Raw genomic sequence first — 18,968 nt, forward strand, 5'->3', positions numbered from 1 at the left:
CACCTCTTATTCGAATTATTGGCTGAGCGGCTGAAGCCGGACCGCAGCCTCCAGCTCGGCGAGTTGAGCCGGGTCGCTGATCCCGAAGCCGACCTGACCGACCGCCTGCGCGGCAATCGCGGTGGCGTGCGCCAAAGTGCGCTCACCAGGCCACCCTTCCAGCAACCCATGGAGCATGCCGGCCAGCAGCGAGTCGCCAGCGCCAACCGTGCTGATCACTTGGACCTTGGGCGGTTGTGCATGCAAGGACGCGCCCGGCGAGAACCAGCTGACGCCTTCTGCGCCCTGGGAAACGACCACGTGCTCGACGCCCTCGACCTGCAGACGCCAGGCCTCGCGGGCCAGGGCCTGCGATTCGGCGAGCGGAATTCCGCGCGCCTCGGCCAGTTCCTCTTCGTTGGGCTTGATCAGCCAGGGTGCGGTCGTCAGCCCGTCGCGCAGCGCAGCACCGCTGGTGTCCAGCGCGACCCGCGCGTCGAGCTGCTTGAGCGTGCGCAGCAGTTCGACGAACCACAGGCTATCCACACCGCGCGGCAGGCTGCCGGCGACCACCACCAGTTCATGGTCCGGAGCCAACCGCTTGAGCCGCAGCAGCAACGCGTCGCCCTGCGCCTCGCTCACCGCCAATCCCGGGCCGTTGATGTCGGTAACCTGTCCGCCAGCTTCGGCCAGCTTGATATTGCTGCGGGTGTCCCCCGCGACGCGGACGAACTCGTCGCTGAAGCCGCGCGCGGCAAACAGCTGCTCGAACGCTTGCGGATTGCCTTCGCCGAGAAAGCCGGTGACGGTCAGCTGATGGCCGAGATCGGCCAGCACTTGGGCCACGTTGAGCCCCTTGCCGGCGGCATGCACCTGCAGACTGTCGCTGCGGTTGACCTCGCCCAGGCGCAACGCCGGCAACCGCACGGTCAGGTCGAGCGCGGGATTGAGGGTGACAGTCAGGACACGGGCCATCAGCAGTGCTCCCCGACGAAGGTGCGCACCTCATGCGCGCCCGGCAGCATCAGCGCTTGCTGGGCCAGCCGCTGGCAGGCGGCGAAATTCAGCTCGCGCACCCGCGCCTTGACCAATGCGATGCTGCGCGCCGAGACACTCAGTTCATCGACGCCCAGCCCCACCAGCATCGGCACCGCCAGGGCGTCGGCCGCCAGCTCGCCGCAGACACCGACCCACTTGCCATGCGCGTGGGCCGCTTCGACGGTCATGCCGATCAACCGCAGGACTGCCGGATGCAACCCATCCGCCTGGCCGGACAGGCTCGGATGGCCGCGATCGATGGCCAGGGTGTATTGCGTCAGGTCGTTGGTGCCGATGCTGAAAAAGTCGACTTCCTGCGCCAGCACCGGTGCGATCAGCGCAGCGGACGGAATCTCGATCATGATGCCGACCTGCAGATCGGCCACCGGCAGCTCCACCCGCAAACGGTCGACCATGGCTTTGGCGGTGCGCCATTCGCCGATGTTGCCGACCATGGGAAACATGATCCGCAGCGGGCGGCCATCGGCCGAGGCGAGCAAGGCGCGCAGCTGGGTTTCGAGGATGTCCGGGCGTTGCAGGCTCAGCCGAATGCCGCGCACACCGAGGAAGGGGTTTTCTTCTGTCGGCATCGGCCAGTAGGGCAATGGTTTGTCACCGCCGACATCCAGCGTGCGCACTACCAGCGGGCGCCCTTCGAGCGCGTCCAGTACACGGCGGTATTCGGCTTCCTGGGTTGCCTGATCCGGTGCCTGGGAATGGTTCATGAAGACCAGCTCGGTGCGCAGCAGACCGATACCCTCGGCGCCCATCGCCACGGCCTCGGGCGTTTCACCGGCGGCACCGATATTGGCGGCGATCTCCACCGAATGGCCGTCACGGGTGGTCGCCGGCTCCATGCGTCGCTCGTTAGCTAACCGCTTGCGTTCCTCGCGCGTGGCGCGTTCGCTGCGTGCCTGCTCGAGCTGCGCGTCGGTCGGCGAGACCAGCAGTTCGCCGCGTTCGCCATCGAGCAGCAACAGGGTGTTCGGCGCCAACCCGAGCACGCTCGGACCCGCCCCGACAACTGCCGGAATGCCCAGTGCGCGGGCGATGATGGCGCTGTGCGAGGTGGCGCCACCACCTGCAGTCAGAATACCCGCGACGCGTTGGGCGTTCAGCGTGGCGACATCCGAAGGTGCCACCTCGTCCATCACCAGAATGTAGGCTTCGCTTGGTGCCTGTTCGGCCTCGACGCCGGTCAGACAGGCCAGCACGCGACGGCCGACATCGCGCAGATCCGCCGCGCGCTCTGCCAGCAACTTGTCGTGCAGAGCTTCCTGCTGCTGCGCCGCGCTCTCGATTTCATCCATCCAGGCCGCTTCGGCGCTGAGCCCCTTCTGCAAGCGCACCTGGATCTCTTCGCGCAACGCCGGATCGCGCAGCATGGCCTGGTGGGTGGTGAAGATCTCGCGAATGCTGGCGACCTGGCTCTCCTCGATCAACACGCCGATCTCGCGAAACACCTTGTCCAACGCCGCGTCCAGCCGCTGCAGTTCGACGGCCGGCGACTCGCCACGCGCGGGGTAGTCGATCGCTTGAGGCTTGCGCACCAGTACCGGGCCAATGGCAATTCCGGGCGACGCCGCGATGCCGCTTACCCTCTCCCCGGCGCGCAGTACCGCCTGTTCGATAAGCGCCTCATCGGGCAGCGCCGCGATAGCCGGCGGCTCGCTCGCCTCGCCCGCTGCCGGTAGCGGCTCGACCTCTTCGCCGAGGCCCTCCTCGACTGCGCGCACCAACGCGGGCAACGCATCACTGGCAATCGACGGCTCGGCCATGAACTCCAGCACCTGACCACGCTGTGCGCCCAGCGCGAGCAGCTTGCTCAGGCTCTTGACCGACACGCCAAGGCTTTCGCTTCCGGCCAGGCGCACACGGATATCGCCGTCGAACGCCTGGGCGGTTTCGGTCAGTTGCTTGGCCGGTCGCGCATGCAAGCCATGCAGATTGGCGAGCGGCACCTGCGCACTGGGCCAGTCAGCCGGGACCTCGCCGCCCAGGGCTTCGAGCACCACGCGGCTGGAAGTCGCCTGGCTCAGCTCCTGGCCACGCCCCTCGATCAGCAGATTGCACAATCGCTCGAGCATCGCGCGGTGCGCTTCTCCCAGACTGGCGAGCACGAACAATCCATTCAGGGGCTGGCCCTGGTGAGTCAGACCCGCGGCGGGTGTGACGAACGCCAGCCCGGGCCGCAGCACCGACTGCTCACTGCTCAGCCACCACAGGCCATCGCCCAGCGGCAGCGCCTGGTTCAGGGCCAACCCGGCATTGAAGCCGGGCTCCACGCACTGGGCACGCTTGAGGAGCTTGACGCCTTGCCAGGCCAACTCGTCGAAATCATCTGCGGCGACGCCCAGCCCCACCAGTTCGCCATCCAGCGCCAGCGCCTGCGGCGCGCCTTGCAGCAGATCGATGATCGCTTCGGGGGACTCGGCCTTTTGCAACGCCTCGCTGAGATCGCCCTCCCCCAGCGCTCGGGTCAAAAGCTGCAGCAACCGCAGGTGCTCATCCGAACGTGCGGCGATGCCGATAGCAAGGTACACCTGCTGACCGTTGCCCCAGTCGACGCCCTTGGGGAAGTGCAACAAGCGCACACCAGTGGTGAACACCTGATCACGGGTATCCGGCGTGCCGTGCGGGATCGCAAGCCCCTGGCCAAGAAAGGTGGAGCCCTGGGCTTCGCGTGCGCGCAGCCCGTCGAGGTAACCGGGTGCCACCAACCCGTCGGCCACCAGCACCTCGCTAAGCAGGGCCAGGGCGGCAGGCTTGTCGGCTGCCGTCTGATGCATGTGGATGTGCTGGGCATTCAACTCAAGCATGGAAGGCTCCTTGCAGGCTCGCGATTGTTTTTATAGCCGGTGCGGTATGACCGACAGGGTGCCGGCATCACCGGATTCCGGGCTGGCGCTTATGACCGAACCAATGCTGAAACGTTTCACCTCAGGCTGGCACATTACGCAATATTGAGTAATTCTAGAAGCCCGAATGCATACCACCCGTCTCAGGCCGCAGGATCTCTCTTGAAACTGATCGACATCGCCCGCCTCGCCAACGTCTCACTGACCACCGCCAGTTACGTTCTCAATGGCAAGGCGGCGCAGCGGCGGATAAGCCAGGCCACAGTCGAGCGAGTAATGGCCGTGGCCGAGCAGCAGGGCTTCCAGCTTGACCAGCAGGCCGCCGGTCTGCGCCGCGGGCTGTCGCGAACGCTCGGCTTCATCGTCCCGGACCTGGAAAACCCCAGCTATGCACGCCTGGCCAAATTGCTCGAGCAGCGCGCCCGTCAACGGGGATATCAGTTGCTGATCGTCGGCTCCGATGACGAACCGGACACCGAGCGCCAGGTCATTCAGGTGCTGCGCTCACGCCGCTGTGATGCGCTGATCGTCGCCAGCTGCCTGCCGGCGGACGATGCCAGCTACCGCAAACTGTTGACCGGTGGCACGCCCATTATCGCCCTCGACCGGGCGCTGGACGCCGAGCATTTCTGTTCGGTGGTCAGCGATGACAAGGAAGCGGCCACACAGCTGACGCAGTCGTTGCACGCGCCGGTAGATGCCCATGTCGCGCTCATCAGCGCGCGACCGGCCTTGCGTATCAGCCAGCAGCGCGAGCAAGGCTTCCGCCAGGCCCTTGCGCATCACCAGGGTCAGGTCAGCGTGCTGCAGGCCGAGCAGTTCAGCCGTGCCTGCGGCCGCGAGCAGATGCTCGCTCTGCTCGACCGCGGACCGCTACCCGATGCCCTGATCACCACCGCCTATGTATTGCTCGAAGGCGTCTTCGATGCCCTGCAGGAGCGTCAACTGCTATGGCCCGAGGCCTTGCGCCTGGGCACCTTCGGCGACGCGCAGCTGCTCGATTTCCTGCCGATCCGGGTCAACGCCATCTCCCAACAGCACGCGCAGATCGCCGATCTGGCGCTCGACCAGGCGATTCGCGCCATCGAGCACGGCGACTACCAAGCGGGAGAACGTGCCGTGGCACGGGTGCTCAAGGTTCGCCGCACAGACGCGCCGGCCTGAGGCGCCTACCCCTTGCGGGCAGCGACGCAGTGACGGAAGCTAGCCGCCTCCGAACGAGCCGCTTGCTGATGAACATCGAACAGATCACCCAACGCCTGCATGCGATCCGCGATCGCAACGACTGGCAGCGCTTTCATAGCCCGAAGAATCTGGCCATGGCCGCCAGCGTGGAAATGGCCGAACTGGTGGAAATCTTCCAGTGGCTGAACGAGGACGAGTCGCGCCAGCTGCCGGACGACACGCGTGAACACGTCGGACAGGAAGTCGGCGACATCCTTATGTATCTGCTATTGATGTGCAGCGAGCTGGGCATCGACATGGAACAGGCGCTGCTGGCCAAGCTGGCCGACAACGAGCGGCGGTTCGCCCGATGAGCGACCGCCATTTCGACGAGCTGGCCACGCGTTTCGCGCAGAAGATCTACGGTGGCGCCAAGGGCGCTATCCGTCTCGCCGTGCTACAGGCAGACCTGACGGAGATCCTCCCCGAGCGGCCACTGCAGGTGCTGGACATCGGTGCCGGTCTCGGCCACATGAGCCTCTGGCTGGCGCAGCAAGGCCATCAGGTGACCCTCGCCGAACCAGCCGAACCGATGCTCGAAGGTGCACGCGAGCGATTTGCCGAAGCAGGCCAGCACGCCACCTTTATCCAGGCGCCCTGGCAAGAAGTGGAGAGCCAGGTCGAGGGCCGGTTCGATCTGGTCATCTGCCACGCCGTGCTGGAGTGGCTGGCCGAACCACAGGCGATCCTGCCAGTACTGCATCGCCTGGCCGCAGCCGACGGCTGGCTGTCGCTGGCCTTCTACAACCGCGACGCGCTGATCTACCGCAATCTGCTCAAGGGACACTTCAAGAAGCTGCGCACGCAATCCTTTGCCGGTGAGCGCCAGAGCCTGACGCCGCAGCAGCCACTCGACCCAAGAGAGCTGGCGGCGCAACTCGCACCGCACTGGCGGGTCGAATCAGAAAGCGGCGTGCGGGTGTTTCACGATTACATGCCCGCCGATTTCCAGGCCCGCACCGAGCCGGCCGACCTGATCGAGATGGAACTGGCCTATCGCCGTCATCCCGCGTTCGCCAAGCTCGGACGTTACTTGCACTGGATGTGCCGGCCGAGCTGAGCGCCGGCCAGGAGGACATCATGTTCATGCGTGCTGCGTTGCCCCTGCTCTGCCTGAGTCTCACGGCCTGCCAGAGCAGCAACCCCTACCGCAGCGAGTCCGCGCCAATTCCGCCGGCGCCGCCGGTCGAACAGATCCAGTCGCCCACCTACCCGGCCGCGCCCAGGGATTTTTCCGCGTACCAGAGCTGGAGCTGGCGCAACCCGCCAGCAGGCAGCGCATCGCTTGCCGGCGAGGAGTTGCAGGAGATGATTGCCGGCGCCCTCGATCAGCGCGGTCTGCGCCCGGCGCCCGCGGGGAGCAACGGCGACGTGCAGATCAGCGCCAGCGCCCGGATGGAGACGCGCGTGCGACAGGTCTACGATGACTATGGCACTCACATCGGTGCCGGTCGCTATGGCGGTTACGGCCCCGGCTACGGTTCCGGCTTTGGCGTCAGCGCACCGGTGGTACGCAACTATGAAGAGGAAGTCGTCACCGTGCGCGTCGAGATGATCGACGGCGCGTCCGGCCAGACGGTCTGGAGCAACCGCGCCGAAGCCCGCAGCGGCGGCAAGCAGGCCGAGCGCAAGAACGCGGCGCGAGATGCGGTGAATCGCGCGTTGGCGGATTATCCTCCGCGCTGAACGCAGGTGCCTCAAGGAGATCGATATGGTGCGGCAATTGATGATGCTTCCCCTGCTGTTGCTCCTGGCGGCCTGCCAGAGCACACAGGTGCAACGCGACTTCGATCCACAGCGGGACTTTTCCGCATACCGCAGCTGGAGCTGGAAAGAGCCGGCGCTGCAATATCGCCCGGACGACCCCCGGATCAAAAGCGACCTCACCGAGCAGCGTATTCGCAGCGCGGTCAGCGAACAGCTCGATCAGCGCGGCCTGCGCCAGGCCCCGGCCGGCAACCAGGCGGATGTATTGATCCAGGCCTGGTTCATCGTCGATCAGCGCTCCCAGCAGTACACCACCACCTCGATGGGGGCGTGGGGCAGTCCTTGGAACGGCTTCTGGGGCGGACCGATGTTCACCGACACGCGCACCATCCATTATCAGGTCGGCACCTTGCAGGTGGACTTCTACGATGCGGCCGACGGCAAACTCGTCTGGCGCGGCAGTGCCGAGCAGGTCCTGCGCGACGATCCCGGCGGCCCACAGGAACGCGCCGGGATGTTCCGCGAGACCGTGGCCAAGGTGCTCTCGCAGTACCCGCCACACTGAGCAGTCGCCATCGGCCTGCTGTGTCTCGGCGGGCCTTGATTCCTATGTCCGTCTACGCCTGGTGGAATCTCGGCGGATGCCGACGGCTACCTGCGCTCGAAGGCGTAGAACAGGTTGGGTTCGCTGACCAAATAGAGGTTGCCGTGCGCATCGAAGGTCATGCCCTCGGCTTGCGGCACACTGTTTTTCAGCCCCGCGAAACCGCTCCACAATGAGCGAAAACTGACCAGATCGCCTTGTCCGTCGAGCTCCAGCACCATCTTCGCTTCGTCGCTGAGCAGCACCAGATGGCCGGTGCGCTCGTCGAAGTGTACCGATGCCAGATCGCTGGCCATGTCCTTGTCAGCGATCCATGCCTCGCGATCGATGATTTTCAAGTTCAGCTGGCCGTGCAGGCTTGCCTTGATACCCTGAATTTCGTAGAGCTTGCGCGGCGAATGCTCTTTGACCACGAAGAGGCGGTCGCCGTCACGATCGTAGCCCAGGCCCTCGAACCCCGAATTATCCGACGCCTCCGCCGGCAACGAGACCGACGCATAGTCTGCACGCTGCAAATTACCGGGTTGCGCCGGGACCGGCAGTATCACGATCGACTGACTGCGCTCCTCGGCGACCGCCAGCAGGTTGTCGCCCAGGTAGGTAATGCCTTCGACGTCGCTAAAGCCCTTCAGCGGGTAACGTGCGATGAATTCGCCGTTCAGGTCCAGCGCGACCAACTCTTCTGGATTGTTCACCACCGCCCATAGATGCTTGCGGCGATCGTCGAACGTTAACCCGGAGAGGTTATTACCCACCGACGTTACCGGCTGCGCCTCGACACGCACCTTATACTCCGGCAGCCAGAGGCTGCGCGCCTGGCGACTGTCTTCGTGCCAGGCCGATTGCAACGAGTAGAACACCCGCTCATCGAGGTGAAAGGTCGCCGCCGTGTAGAACAACCCGGCAGCCAGCAGACCCAGCGCCCAGGCACCGGGGCGTGCGCCCGGTAGCCATTGGGGGCGCACATCAGTAACGGATGGCATATTTTTTCTCGTTGGAGCAACGGCTACAGCCTGCTCGGGAAGGATTGCAATTGCATGACGGCGACCGATACGGCACTCATCAGCCTGTACTGACCCACCATTTGACTACCGGTTCAACCCGGGCCGTGGGAACTGCCGGACGGATTGATAGCCCAATGCCCCGAGGAACGGCTGCGCTTGCAGCTCCGATCACGGCAGGAGAGCACCATGCGGGTGGAAAGTTTTTTCGAATGGTTGGGCCAGGCGCTCGGCACAGTGATTCGCTACATCGTCGACGCACTCAGCGGCTTTTTCAGCCTGTTCGCCGACGCCGGGGCCAACTTCCTGGAAGGGCTGTCCAGGACCCTGGGCATGGACCGCTCACTGATCAGCCTGATCGCCCTGGCGATCGGCCTGATGTTGCTGGTCGGGGCCGTTCGCGCCTTCTTCCGGCGCTCGATCATCGCCGGTGTGATCTATCTGTTCCTGGGCCTCTGGCTGTTGAGCTGGCTGATTCACTGACAGCTGGAAGCTGGAAGCCAACGCGCGAGCGAACCATCAGCTCAGCGTTTCGATGAAACCTGAGTGTTCTTATCCCGCCACCTCATCCCTCGATTGGCCGCTCGCTTCGCCGCGACGTATCATGCCCCGCTGTCCTGGAGCTATACATGTCACGGCTATTGACCGCCTGGCAGCACGTCCCCACTCATAAACGAGTTTGGGCGCTGGCTGCGCCGATGATTCTGTCCAACCTGTCCGTGCCGCTGGTGGCCTTGGTCGACAGCGCGGTGATCGGCCATTTGCCGCATGCTCATCAGCTGGCATCGGTCGCGGTGGGCGCTAGCCTCTATACCCTGCTGGTATGGGTCATGGGCTTTCTGCGCATGGGCACCACCGGCTTCGCCGCCCAGGCCGCGGGACGCGAGGACGGAGGTGCGTTGCGCCAGGTGCTGCTGCAGGGACTGCTACTCGCGCTGGGATTCGCCCTGCTGCTGAGCCTGATCGCCCTGCCGCTCAAAGGTTATGCGCTGCAGCTGATGCAGCCTTCGGCCGAGCTCAATGACCTTACCCAGCACTACTTCCACACCCGCCTGTTCGGCTTGCCCGCCGCGCTGGCGAACCTGGCGCTGATCGGCTGGTTTCTCGGCACCCAGAATGCCCGTGCGCCGCTGGCGATCCTGCTGACCACCAACTTGACCAACGTCGCGCTGGATCTCTGGTTCGTCATCGGCCTGGACTGGGGCGTGGCCGGTGCCGCACGCGCCTCGGTGATCGCCGAGTGGAGCGGCGTGGTGATCGGCGTGGTGCTCACCCGTGGCGCCCTGTCGCGCTATCGCGGCCGCCTGGATAGCCACGCACTGCGCCGCTGGGCGAGCTGGAAACCCTTGATGTCCGTCAACCGCGACATATTCCTGCGATCGCTGGCGCTGCAACTGGTGTTTTTCCTGATCACGGTGCAAGGCACCCGCCTGGGTGATGCCACCGTTGCCGCCAATGCGCTGCTGCTCAACGGTCTGATGCTCACCGCCCATGCACTCGACGGGCTGGCCCATGCGGTGGAAGCCCTCAGCGGTCACGCCATCGGCGCGCAGAATCGGACCGAGTTGCGCCGTATCCTCACGGTAGCCGGTGGCTGGTCGTTGCTCGCCAGCCTCGCCTTCGGCCTGTTCTTTCTCCTGGGCGGCGAGCTGTTCATCGGCCTGCAGACCGATATACCCGCAGTACGCGAAACGGCCATCGTCTACCTGCCCTATCTCGCCGCGCTGCCCCTGGTTGCCGTATGGAGCTATCTGCTCGACGGCCTCTTCATCGGCGCCACCCGGGCGCGAGAAATGCGCAATGCGATGCTTCTTGCCGTGGCGATTTCGCTACCATTGGGCTGGCTGCTGCGAGCAATGGGCAATCATGGATTGTGGTTGGCCTTTCTCGCCTTCATGCTGCTGCGGGGTATCTGCCTTGCCAGCATCGCCCGACGCCTGCAGCGCCAGCGGCAATGGTTCCACTCGACCCATGCGGCACCCGCAGCAACCCTATCGAAAGGACACTGAAAAATGGCCTACGCCGTCGCGGCCTACCTGCACTTCGTAGCGATCTTCCTGCTCTTCGCCCTGCTGGTGCTTGAGCATCAGCTGTTCAGCCAACCACTGAGTCTTGAGCGGGCTCGCAGCCTGTTCCGCACCGATATTGCATTCGGCATCGTCGCCGGGCTGGTACTGATCACCGGCGCCGCTCGCGCCATGCGCTACGGCAAGGGCATGGACTATTACCTCAACAACAGTTTCTTTCATGCCAAGATCGGTGTGTTCGTGGCCGTCGCGCTGTTGTCCATCTACCCCACCGTCACTTTCCTGCGCTGGCGTCCAGCGCTGAAGGCCGGCCAGCCTCCGGCCATCAGCCCAGCGACCACCCGATGGGTGAAGCTGATCATCCGCGTCGAACTCCTTGCCCTGCTGCTGATCCCCCTGTTGGCCACCTTGATGGCGCGGGGGTTCGGCGTGATTGCGCAGTAAGGCATGAACCCCCACCACGTACATTGCCTCTGGCCGACGCCCCGCCACTGACGTTAAGGTCGACCCAAACCCACTCAGGGACGACCTCATGGCCGCCAAGCCCAGCAGCACCCGCCAGCAGATTCACCTCGCCGTACTGATCGATGCCGACAACGCGCCTGCGGCCATTGTCGAAGGCCTTTTCGAGGAAATCGCCAAGTACGGCGTCGCCAGCGTCAAGCGCATCTACGGCGACTGGACCAAGCCCAACCTCGGCAGCTGGAAGAAGGTACTGCTCGATTATTCGATCCAGCCAATTCAGCAGTTCGCCTATACCTCCGGCAAAAATGCCACGGACAGCTCGCTGATCATCGATGCCATGGATCTGCTCTACACCCGGCGCTTCGATGGCTTCTGCCTGGTTTCCAGCGACAGCGACTTCACCCGCCTGGCCGCCCGCCTGCGCGAGGAGGGCCTGACCGTCTATGGATTTGGCGAACAGAAGACGCCCTCGCCGTTCGTCTCCGCGTGCGACAAGTTCATCTACACCGAAATCCTCCGGGCCGACGCACCAAAGACCTCTCAGGAACCACCCAGCAATGGTGAGAAGTCTCCTACGCCGGCAGCGCCGGAAAAAACCGAGGAAGACACCAAGGCCGCCGACAAGAGCGCTCAGGTCAAATCGCAGAAGGTGCCGGTGGACTTCATCGCCAAGGTGCTCAGCGACATTGCCGACGATGAAGATGATTGGGTCCAACTGGGCCTTCTGGGCTCGAACATCAGCAAGCTCCGCCCAGCTTTCGATCCGCGGCTTTATGGCTTCAAGAAACTCAGCGACCTGATCAAGTCCCAGCCCAAGCGCTTCGAGCTGGAATCCCGCGGGACGACCTCGACCGGTGGCAAGGCGCTTTACGCACGCAATCTCAAATCTTCCAAATAGCCTTTCAGCCATTCAGGTCCCACACCGCATCGCATGTGCAGCGTCGCTGCCGCTGTCGCGGCACAATCATTTTGCAACCAATCCAATGACCAGCGCCGAACCCTCGCCCATCGAACCCTTCTAAGCACACACGACTCCAGGAGGTTCCCATGACCAAACCACTTCTCATCGCCTGCGGCCTGGCCCTTTGCGCGCCGATGGCCTTTGCCCAGACACCGAAACCCGAGGTCATCACGCACCTGAACGGGCTCGATGTCGAGGTCAGCGCCATGGGCGTGCCCACCTCGACGAGCGCCGAGGCTGGTGTCGAGCTGGTGGGCATTCGGGCGGTTCGGGTCATGAACAAGAGCGAAGAAACCGTGACCTGCGAATTCCACGTGCCGGATGAAGCACGCGCGGATACCTCGGCCCCACCGGTTTTCACCGTTACCTCGAACAGCCAGCGGGTCGAGCGGGTACCGGGAGACTATTCGCCCGACAAGCCCTTCGCGGAATTGACCTGCCGTGCCGCCAACCAGAGTGTCGGTACGCCGACGGCGGTGCCGTCCAGCGAGCCGAGTACCGAACCGGCTGAGGCTGAGACGCCTGCCGCTTCTGGCGCAGAGGACGGAGCAGTGCGATCACGGGAAGCGTCCGGCCGCGACCGCTGAGCGCCCCGACGCACCGTTTGCTCGACTACACGAAAACGGGCACAGGAGTATGGCGGCAGGCAGAACCTGTCCGCCGCGCTGTGATGCGCGTGAAAGTCCCCGTGTGCCTTCCGCTGGCGTTGCCTTTGAACTACACGCCTAGCCTCATGCCTGCGAGCCTGATTGGATGGAATCTGGATCCGCTCATGCACCTGCGCGGCCATTTCCGTCGAATCCCCCACGGGCTCCGTCATCTGCCGCCTGAGCCGTAACCCCGCCGAAGAATGGTAAGACGCCGAAGCGGATCTGACCGACCTCAACGCCGAGTTCTTCGTTGGCAGCGACCTGCCCTTGCAGGAGAGCCCTTACGGCATAGCTGCACGCATAACCACCTTAATTACCAGCCCTTACAGCGCGGCGATGCGAGCATCTGACAAATCCAATAATGGATCCATTGGAATTCACCTCACCTATTGCCCTCCGGAAAACATAACGTTTTAAGCCGAATAAGGGCGATAATCGGACATTTATCGGGCTTTTATTTGACATCAACCTAAAGCAAGGAAACTATTGGATCCAATAAAAACAAACACAGCCTGTGCTGGAGATCCTCTCATGTTTCCAAAAAACACTTGGTATGTAGCCTGCACCCCGGACGAGATCGCCGAGAAGCCGCTCGGCCGACTGATCTGCGGCGAGAAAATCGCTTTCTATCGCGGCCCGCAGGGCAAGGTCGCGGCGGTCGAGGATTTCTGCCCGCACCGTGGCGCGCCGCTGTCCTTGGGTTTCGTCGAAGATGGACAACTCATCTGCGGCTATCACGGCCTGAGTATGGGCGCCGACGGCAAGACCGCCGCGATGCCGGGCCAACGCGTGCGCGGCTTCCCATGTATCCGCAGCTACCCGGTGGAGGAGCGCTACGGTTTCATCTGGGTCTGGCCGGGCGACGCCGAGCAGGCCGACCCCGCACTGATCCACCATCTGGAATGGGCCGACAACCCGGACTGGGCCTACGGCGGCGGGCTGTTCCACATCAATTGCGACTATCGCCTGATGATCGACAACCTGATGGACCTGACCCACGAGACCTATGTCCACGCCTCGAGCATCGGCCAGAAGGAAATCGACGAGGTCGCGCCGGCCACCACCGTCGAGGGCGACAGCGTAATCACCAGCCGGCACATGCAAAACATCATGGCCCCGCCGTTCTGGCGCATGGCCCTGCGCGGCAACGGCCTGGCGGACGACGTCCCAGTGGATCGCTGGCAGATCTGCCGCTTCACCCCACCGAGCCATGTGCTGATCGAGGTGGGCGTGGCTCACGCCGGCAAGGGCGGCTACGAAGCGGCGGAGGCCGACAAGGCGGCGAGCATCGTTGTGGATTTCATCACCCCGGAGACCGAGACCTCAATCTGGTACTTCTGGGGCATGGCGCGCAGCTTCAAGCCCGACGATCAGGAACTCACCGCAAGCATCCGCGAAGGCCAGGGCAAGATTTTCTCCGAGGATCTGCAAATGCTCGAGCAGCAGCAGGCCAACCTGCTGGCGCACCCGCAGCGCCAACTGCTCAAGCTGAATATCGACGCCGGGGGCGTGCAGGCGCGGCGCATCCTTGAACGACTGATCGCCGCAGAACGGACCCAGGCCACGTTGCCCGAGCTGATCGCCAGTAGCTGATCATCAGGCCCGGCATAGCCCATCCCCTTACCGATCAAGGAGCCGACCGTGATCGAAGTCATAGTGATTGCGCGCCACAACCAGGCCGAGGACATCTGCAGTTTCGAACTGGCCCGAGCCGACGGCGCACCGCTGCCCGCATTCACGGCCGGCGCGCATATTGACGTACACCTGCCCGGCGGCCTGGTCCGCCAGTATTCGCTGTGCAACCACCCGGACGAAAACCACCGCTACCTGATCGGCGTTCTAAAGGATCCCGCTTCGCGCGGCGGCTCCCAGACCATGCACGTGCAGATACAGGTCGGCCAGACGCTGTCAATCAGTGAGCCGCGCAATCTGTTTCCCCTAACCGAAGATGCCCGACGCAGCCTCCTGTTCGCCGGCGGCATTGGAATCACACCGATGCTGTGTATGGCCGAACGTCTGCACCAGCTCGGTGCCGATTTCGAGCTGCATTACTGCGCTCGCTCGGTCGAGCGAGCAGCCTTCCTCGACCGCTTGCGGGCAGCGCCATTCGCCGACCGGGTACAGCTGCATTTCGACGATGGCGCGGCCGCACAGCGGCTCGATGCCAGCGCTCTGTTGGCTGAGCCCGGCGCCGATACACACCTGTACGTGTGCGGACCGGGCGGCTTTATGGCCCACGTGCTGGATACCGCCAAAGCCCAAGGCTGGGCCGACGAACGCGCGCACCGCGAGTATTTCGCCGCCGCGCCCGTCGACCATGCGCACGACGGCAGCTTCGCCGTGCAGCTCGCCAGCAGCGGCCAGATCATCCAGATCCCTGCCGACCAGAGCGTGGCCGAGGCCCTTGACGCCGCCGGCATCCTGATACCGTTGTCGTGCGAACAGGGGATCTGCGGCACCTGCCTGACCGGCGTGCTGGCCGGCGAACCGGAACACCGCGATCTCTACCTCAGCGAAGAAGAACAGGCACGCAACGACCAATTCACCCCTTGCTGCTCGCGGGCGAAAAGTCCGTTGCTGGTTTTGGATCTGTAAAGCGTACTACGCAGGCGCCGCCGCCTTCCGAATTAGGCTGGCGCTTATCCAGCTTCGTCCGCCTGGCTCTTGTGGATCACTTTGAGCCCTTCACTGGCGGTTTTGGCCGGTCCGAAGATCTCCGCGTAGCGCAGAGTCGCGTTGGCATGCTCGCGCATGATCGCTTCGGCCCGGGCACCCTGGCCGTTGATCAAGGCGTCGAACACCGCGTGGTGCTGCATATGAGCGAAATTGAAGCGGCGATACTCGCGCGCCATATCATGCAGGTCGACCGCCAGCGAGCTGACCGAGGCGAACGGCAGGTGGTCGTTGCGCGACAGGGCGTCGGCGATGGCAGGGTTGCCGCTGGCTTCGAGGATCAGCTGATGGAAGTGCATGTTCAGCTCGTGGTAGGCCTCGAGATCCTCCTCCGTGACGTAGCCTTTGCCGAACAGCCGGTCGCCTTGCTCCAGACATTCGCGTAGAGACTGACGCACCTCGGCATCGATGCCGCGCTCGGCGGCCTGGCGCGCGGCCAGCCCCTCGAGCACTCCGCGTACCTCGACCGCGCCGGCAATTTCCACGGGGCTGACTGCGCGCACCGTGTAACCGCGCCCGGCGCTCTTGGCCAGTAGGCCCTCTTGTTCCAGGGTGCGAAAGGCGATGCGCACCGGCGTGCGGGATACTTCCAGCAATTGCGCCGTAGGAATCTCTGCGATGCGCTCACCCGCCACCAATTCCCCGGAGGCGATCATCTTGCGCAGCGCGATCAAGACCCGCTGACCCGGCTTACTCATGGGATTTCCCACTCCTCGACCTGACGGACGCCATCATAGCGCAGCCGAACAGCGCTCAAGCCGGGCTGGATAAAGCATCTGCCGGAAACGCGACCACCGCATCGATAGACCGTTCAGCGGAACGCGGTGGTAAGGCGATGAGCGGGCACGGATAACAAAGCGCCAGCTGTCAGAATGACATCACTGCTACAGACGAGCAGCCACCTTCTAATCCGAGCATGAGCCTGCGAACCATGTCTTCTGAAAAACTCTACACCATTGTTCTGGAACATAGTCTGGAGGTACTCCTTGAGGCCGCCACAATGGAGCAGGTCGAGGCGTTCTGGGATGCGCATGACACCCGCTATTTCGGCCTGCGCATGGAGGAAGAAAACAACTACCACGCGCGGGTGATCGTGACTGACGAAATACCCGAGGAAGAAGAAGCCGATCTCTGTATCGGCTGATCTGTCACTCGTCGTCGATGAGTCGGGCGGCCATGACCTGCTTGCTGTCGAGCTGAAAGAACAATGTGGCGGCCAGCATCGACATCCCGCCGATGCACAGGAACGTCAAGTGGAACGCTTGCAGCACGGCCTCGCCGTCAGCGCCCGGGACCGTGAAGCCGCCCAGCAATGCGCCCGCCGAAGCCACCCCCAGGCTCATCGACAACTGCACCACCACCGATAACAGGCTGTTGCCGCTGCTGGCATTCTGGTTGCTGAGCCCGACCAGGGTCACGGTGTTCATCGCGGTGAACTGCATCGAATTGACCATGCCGATCAGGCTCAGCTGCAGCAGCAGAAGCACTGTCGGTGTGTGTGCGTCGATTGTCGCGAGGCTCGCGATCAGACTGCCCAGCAACAAGGTGTTACCCACCAGGATGCGCCGGTAGCCGAGCCGGTCGATCAGCGGTTTGGCCAGGGGTTTGATCAACATTGCACCTAGTGCCAGCGGGATCATGCTCATGCCCGCCTGCGCCGGCGAATAGCCCAGTGCGACCTGCAGCAGCAACGGCAGCAGGAAAGGCAGCGCCCCACTGCCTAGGCGTGCGAACAGATTACCGAAAATGCCAACGGCGAAACTACGCGTGCGGAACAACGTCGGGCTGAACAAGGGTTCGTCGACATGCCCGGCGCGCAACCAATAGGCCGCCAGGCAAGCGCTGCCAATCACCATTAATAATAGAACGCGGGCGTGAGGCATCTGCATTTCCCCCAGGCCTTCGAGCGCAATGGTGATCAGCACCATCGAGCCACCAAACAGCAAAAAGCCGACCGTATCGAAACGCATCCGCTCACTGCTCTTCAGATCGGGCATGAAGCGAAGCGCGGCGATGCAGCCAACCAACCCGACTGGCAGGTTGATCAGGAATATCCAGTGCCAGGAGGCGTATTCCACTAGCCAACCACCGAGGGTCGGGCCGATCAGCGGACCGACCATGCCCGGTAACGCAATGAAGGTCATCACCCGCACGAACTCGCTGCGCGGATAGGCGCGCAGCACCACCAGACGCCCGACCGGAAGCATCAGCGCGCCCCCGATAGCCTGCACCACGCGAGCCATTACCAGCTGATTGAAGCTCGCACTCATCGCGCAGAGCAACGAGCCGAGCGTGAACAACACGATGGCCGAGAAAAAGATGCGTCGAGTGCCGAAGCGATCCGCCACCCATCCGGACGCTGGAATCAGCAGTGCCACGGTGAGCATGTAAGCAATGACCACGCCCTGCATGCGCAGCGGGTCCTCGGCCAGGTCACGGGCCATTGCGGGCAGCGCCGTGTTGAGAATGGTGCCATCGAGGGTCTGCATGAAGAACGCGATGGCGACCAGCCAGGGCAATACACGGGCGGATCGAGCATCCAGTGCGATGGCTTGAGGCATAGAATTCCCCGACTCGAAAATACATATGGTAGGCCGCTAACGATATCTCCCGCAGCTTTTATCGAGCCTCATAAACACTCCGGACAGGGCTGCCCTGGCATGCCGAGGCCAACCACTTCAGCGCCCACCCCGGTGCGACAACTCAACGCACCCAACGGCTCCAGGACACAGCACGCGGAGCATCCAGGCTCTGTGGAGCGTCGGACACAACCCATTCGGGCTATACGTAACAAAGTATTTCGATCAGAATTGACGCGAATCATTATCGTTAAGTATCACAGGTGCGAACCTCTCCACACATTCCATCTCTGCTCTTCGGAGGCTTCATGCGCATTCCTGCCACCCTCGCCGTTGCTTCGTTGCTACTCACTCCCCTCGCTCAGGCCAAGGAATACCCCATCGGCGAACCGCAGCAATGCGGCGGTATGGAAGTCGGTGCCGTGTACCTGCAGCCAGTCGAAATGGAGCCGGCCGGAATGATGCTCGACGCGGCCAAATCCGACGTGCACCTGGAAGCCGATATCTCCGCTACGGAAAACAACCCCAACGGCTGGCAGGAAGGCAGCTTCGTCTCCTACCTGAACATCAGCTACGCGCTGACCAAGAAAGGCTCGGATGAGAAAATCGAGGGTGACTTCCACCCGATGGTTGCCAACGACGGCCCGCACTACGGCGACAACGTCAAGCTGATGGGGCCGGGCAAGTACCAGCTGACTTTCACCATCTCGCCGCCGGATGGCAAGCACAGCATGTTCGGCCGTCACGTGGACAAGGAAACCGGAGTCGCGCCCTGGTTCGAGACCTGCAAGCTGAACTACGAGTTCACCTACGCCGGCATCGGCAAGAAAGGCGGCTATTGAGTCGGAGGTCAGCATGCGAGGCACCCTGCTCCCTACCCTCGCCCTGCTCGCTGCCGGTTTCGCCGGCGGCGCCCAAGCCGGGTTGCCCACCTACGAACTGACCATCCGTGACGGCCATTTCGAGCCGGCGACAATCGAAGTGCCGGCTCGCCAGCGCTTCAAGATCGTCGTCATCAATGCCGGCAGCGGGCCGACCGAGTTCGAAAGCACGCCGCTGCGGGTGGAAAAGGTCCTCTCGCCCGGCGTCACCTCGTTTGTCGTGATTCATCCGCTCAAGCCGGGCCGCTACCCCTTCTTCGATGAGTTCCACATGGACCTCCCGGAAGGGGAAATCATCGCCAAGTAGTTCCTTCACAGGAG

At 63.5% G+C, this 18,968-nt stretch carries 19 protein-coding genes and 1 pseudogene; 15 read left to right on the forward strand and 5 right to left on the reverse strand.

Annotated elements, in window-relative coordinates; translation table 11 throughout:
- Window positions 1–15: 15 nt before the first annotated feature.
- Together pfkB and ptsP are read right to left on the reverse strand one after the other, a co-directional pair.
- Window positions 16–954: a 1-phosphofructokinase gene (gene pfkB, locus ACL0K2_RS09200; RefSeq protein ID WP_413044267.1), complete on the reverse strand. Its 939-nt coding sequence runs from the start codon at window positions 952–954 to the stop codon at window positions 16–18.
- Window positions 954–3,836: a phosphoenolpyruvate--protein phosphotransferase gene (gene ptsP, locus ACL0K2_RS09205; RefSeq protein WP_239610487.1), complete on the reverse strand. Its 2,883-nt coding sequence runs from the start codon at window positions 3,834–3,836 to the stop codon at window positions 954–956. Before ptsP ends, pfkB begins: the two co-directional genes overlap by 1 nt.
- Window positions 3,837–4,037: 201 nt before the next feature.
- Between ptsP and cra the strand changes: the two genes are divergently transcribed.
- From cra to ACL0K2_RS09230, 5 genes are all read left to right on the forward strand, one after another.
- Window positions 4,038–5,039, forward strand: a complete 1,002-nt coding sequence (gene cra / locus ACL0K2_RS09210) for a catabolite repressor/activator (protein WP_413044268.1) — start codon at window positions 4,038–4,040, stop codon at window positions 5,037–5,039.
- 68 nt (window positions 5,040–5,107) lie between these two features.
- On the forward strand, window positions 5,108–5,413 hold the full coding sequence (locus ACL0K2_RS09215) for a nucleotide pyrophosphohydrolase (protein ID WP_239610485.1): 306 nt from the start codon (window positions 5,108–5,110) through the stop codon (window positions 5,411–5,413).
- Window positions 5,410–6,159: a methyltransferase gene (locus ACL0K2_RS09220; protein ID WP_413044269.1), complete on the forward strand. Its 750-nt coding sequence runs from the start codon at window positions 5,410–5,412 to the stop codon at window positions 6,157–6,159. Before ACL0K2_RS09215 ends, ACL0K2_RS09220 begins: the two co-directional genes overlap by 4 nt.
- Before the next feature lie 20 nt (window positions 6,160–6,179).
- Complete coding sequence (locus ACL0K2_RS09225; RefSeq protein ID WP_239610484.1) at window positions 6,180–6,785, forward strand: DUF4136 domain-containing protein; 606 nt, start codon at window positions 6,180–6,182, stop codon at window positions 6,783–6,785.
- Window positions 6,786–6,810: 25 nt separating this feature from the next.
- Window positions 6,811–7,371 carry a DUF4136 domain-containing protein gene (locus tag ACL0K2_RS09230; RefSeq protein WP_239610483.1) on the forward strand — a complete coding sequence of 187 codons (561 nt, stop codon included), beginning with the start codon at window positions 6,811–6,813 and terminating at the stop codon, window positions 7,369–7,371.
- Window positions 7,372–7,457: 86 nt separating this feature from the next.
- Here the strand turns inward: ACL0K2_RS09230 and ACL0K2_RS09235 are convergent, their stop codons facing one another.
- The gene (locus ACL0K2_RS09235) at window positions 7,458–8,393 is read right to left on the reverse strand and encodes an SdiA-regulated domain-containing protein (RefSeq protein ID WP_045163564.1); all 936 of its coding nucleotides are present in this window, start codon (window positions 8,391–8,393) and stop codon (window positions 7,458–7,460) included.
- Window positions 8,394–8,600: 207 nt separating this feature from the next.
- Here ACL0K2_RS09235 and ACL0K2_RS09240 point away from each other — a divergent pair, with 207 nt between their 5' ends.
- The 7 genes and pseudogenes from ACL0K2_RS09240 to ACL0K2_RS09270 all read left to right on the forward strand — a co-directional run bounded on the left by ACL0K2_RS09240 (window position 8,601) and on the right by ACL0K2_RS09270 (window position 15,109).
- The gene (locus tag ACL0K2_RS09240; RefSeq protein WP_045163565.1) at window positions 8,601–8,894 is read left to right on the forward strand and encodes a hypothetical protein; all 294 of its coding nucleotides are present in this window, start codon (window positions 8,601–8,603) and stop codon (window positions 8,892–8,894) included.
- 146 nt (window positions 8,895–9,040) lie between these two features.
- Window positions 9,041–10,420 (forward strand): MATE family efflux transporter, encoded by a 1,380-nt coding sequence (locus tag ACL0K2_RS09245; protein ID WP_045163566.1) that lies wholly within the window; start codon window positions 9,041–9,043, stop codon window positions 10,418–10,420.
- Between the two features lie 3 nt (window positions 10,421–10,423).
- On the forward strand, window positions 10,424–10,882 hold the full coding sequence (locus ACL0K2_RS09250; protein WP_045163567.1) for a DUF2214 family protein: 459 nt from the start codon (window positions 10,424–10,426) through the stop codon (window positions 10,880–10,882).
- 88 nt (window positions 10,883–10,970) lie between these two features.
- Entirely contained in the window at window positions 10,971–11,801 is an 831-nt protein-coding gene (locus ACL0K2_RS09255) for an NYN domain-containing protein (RefSeq protein ID WP_045163568.1), read from the forward strand.
- 149 nt (window positions 11,802–11,950) lie between these two features.
- Window positions 11,951–12,322, forward strand: a pseudogene (locus ACL0K2_RS09260) (hypothetical protein); the annotation flags it as partial.
- 723 nt (window positions 12,323–13,045) lie between these two features.
- Entirely contained in the window at window positions 13,046–14,107 is a 1,062-nt protein-coding gene (locus tag ACL0K2_RS09265; RefSeq protein WP_239610480.1) for an aromatic ring-hydroxylating oxygenase subunit alpha, read from the forward strand.
- A gap of 48 nt (window positions 14,108–14,155) precedes the next feature.
- Window positions 14,156–15,109, forward strand: a complete 954-nt coding sequence (locus ACL0K2_RS09270) for a PDR/VanB family oxidoreductase (protein ID WP_045163571.1) — start codon at window positions 14,156–14,158, stop codon at window positions 15,107–15,109.
- A gap of 44 nt (window positions 15,110–15,153) precedes the next feature.
- Here ACL0K2_RS09270 and ACL0K2_RS09275 read toward each other — a convergent pair whose 3' ends face one another.
- On the reverse strand, window positions 15,154–15,885 hold the full coding sequence (locus tag ACL0K2_RS09275) for a GntR family transcriptional regulator (RefSeq protein ID WP_045163572.1): 732 nt from the start codon (window positions 15,883–15,885) through the stop codon (window positions 15,154–15,156).
- 233 nt (window positions 15,886–16,118) lie between these two features.
- Between ACL0K2_RS09275 and ACL0K2_RS09280 the strand changes: the two genes are divergently transcribed.
- The gene (locus ACL0K2_RS09280; protein WP_045163646.1) at window positions 16,119–16,331 is read left to right on the forward strand and encodes a hypothetical protein; all 213 of its coding nucleotides are present in this window, start codon (window positions 16,119–16,121) and stop codon (window positions 16,329–16,331) included.
- Between the two features lie 4 nt (window positions 16,332–16,335).
- On the opposite strand, the gene mdtD is transcribed toward ACL0K2_RS09280, so the two are convergent.
- On the reverse strand, window positions 16,336–17,748 hold the full coding sequence (gene mdtD, locus ACL0K2_RS09285) for a multidrug transporter subunit MdtD (RefSeq protein ID WP_239610477.1): 1,413 nt from the start codon (window positions 17,746–17,748) through the stop codon (window positions 16,336–16,338).
- Window positions 17,749–18,074: 326 nt separating this feature from the next.
- On the opposite strand from mdtD, the gene ACL0K2_RS09290 reads away from it, so the two are divergent.
- Together ACL0K2_RS09290 and ACL0K2_RS09295 are read left to right on the forward strand one after the other, a co-directional pair.
- Complete coding sequence (locus ACL0K2_RS09290; RefSeq protein WP_413044270.1) at window positions 18,075–18,608, forward strand: iron transporter; 534 nt, start codon at window positions 18,075–18,077, stop codon at window positions 18,606–18,608.
- 13 nt (window positions 18,609–18,621) lie between these two features.
- A complete protein-coding gene (locus tag ACL0K2_RS09295; RefSeq protein WP_413044271.1) occupies window positions 18,622–18,954 on the forward strand; it encodes a cupredoxin domain-containing protein in 333 nt (110 codons plus the stop codon).
- Window positions 18,955–18,968 lie beyond the last annotated feature (14 nt).

Origin of the sequence: Pseudomonas sp. YJ42, assembly GCF_047225135.1 — a bacterium.
Lineage (GTDB): Bacteria > Pseudomonadota > Gammaproteobacteria > Pseudomonadales > Pseudomonadaceae > Stutzerimonas > Stutzerimonas stutzeri_E.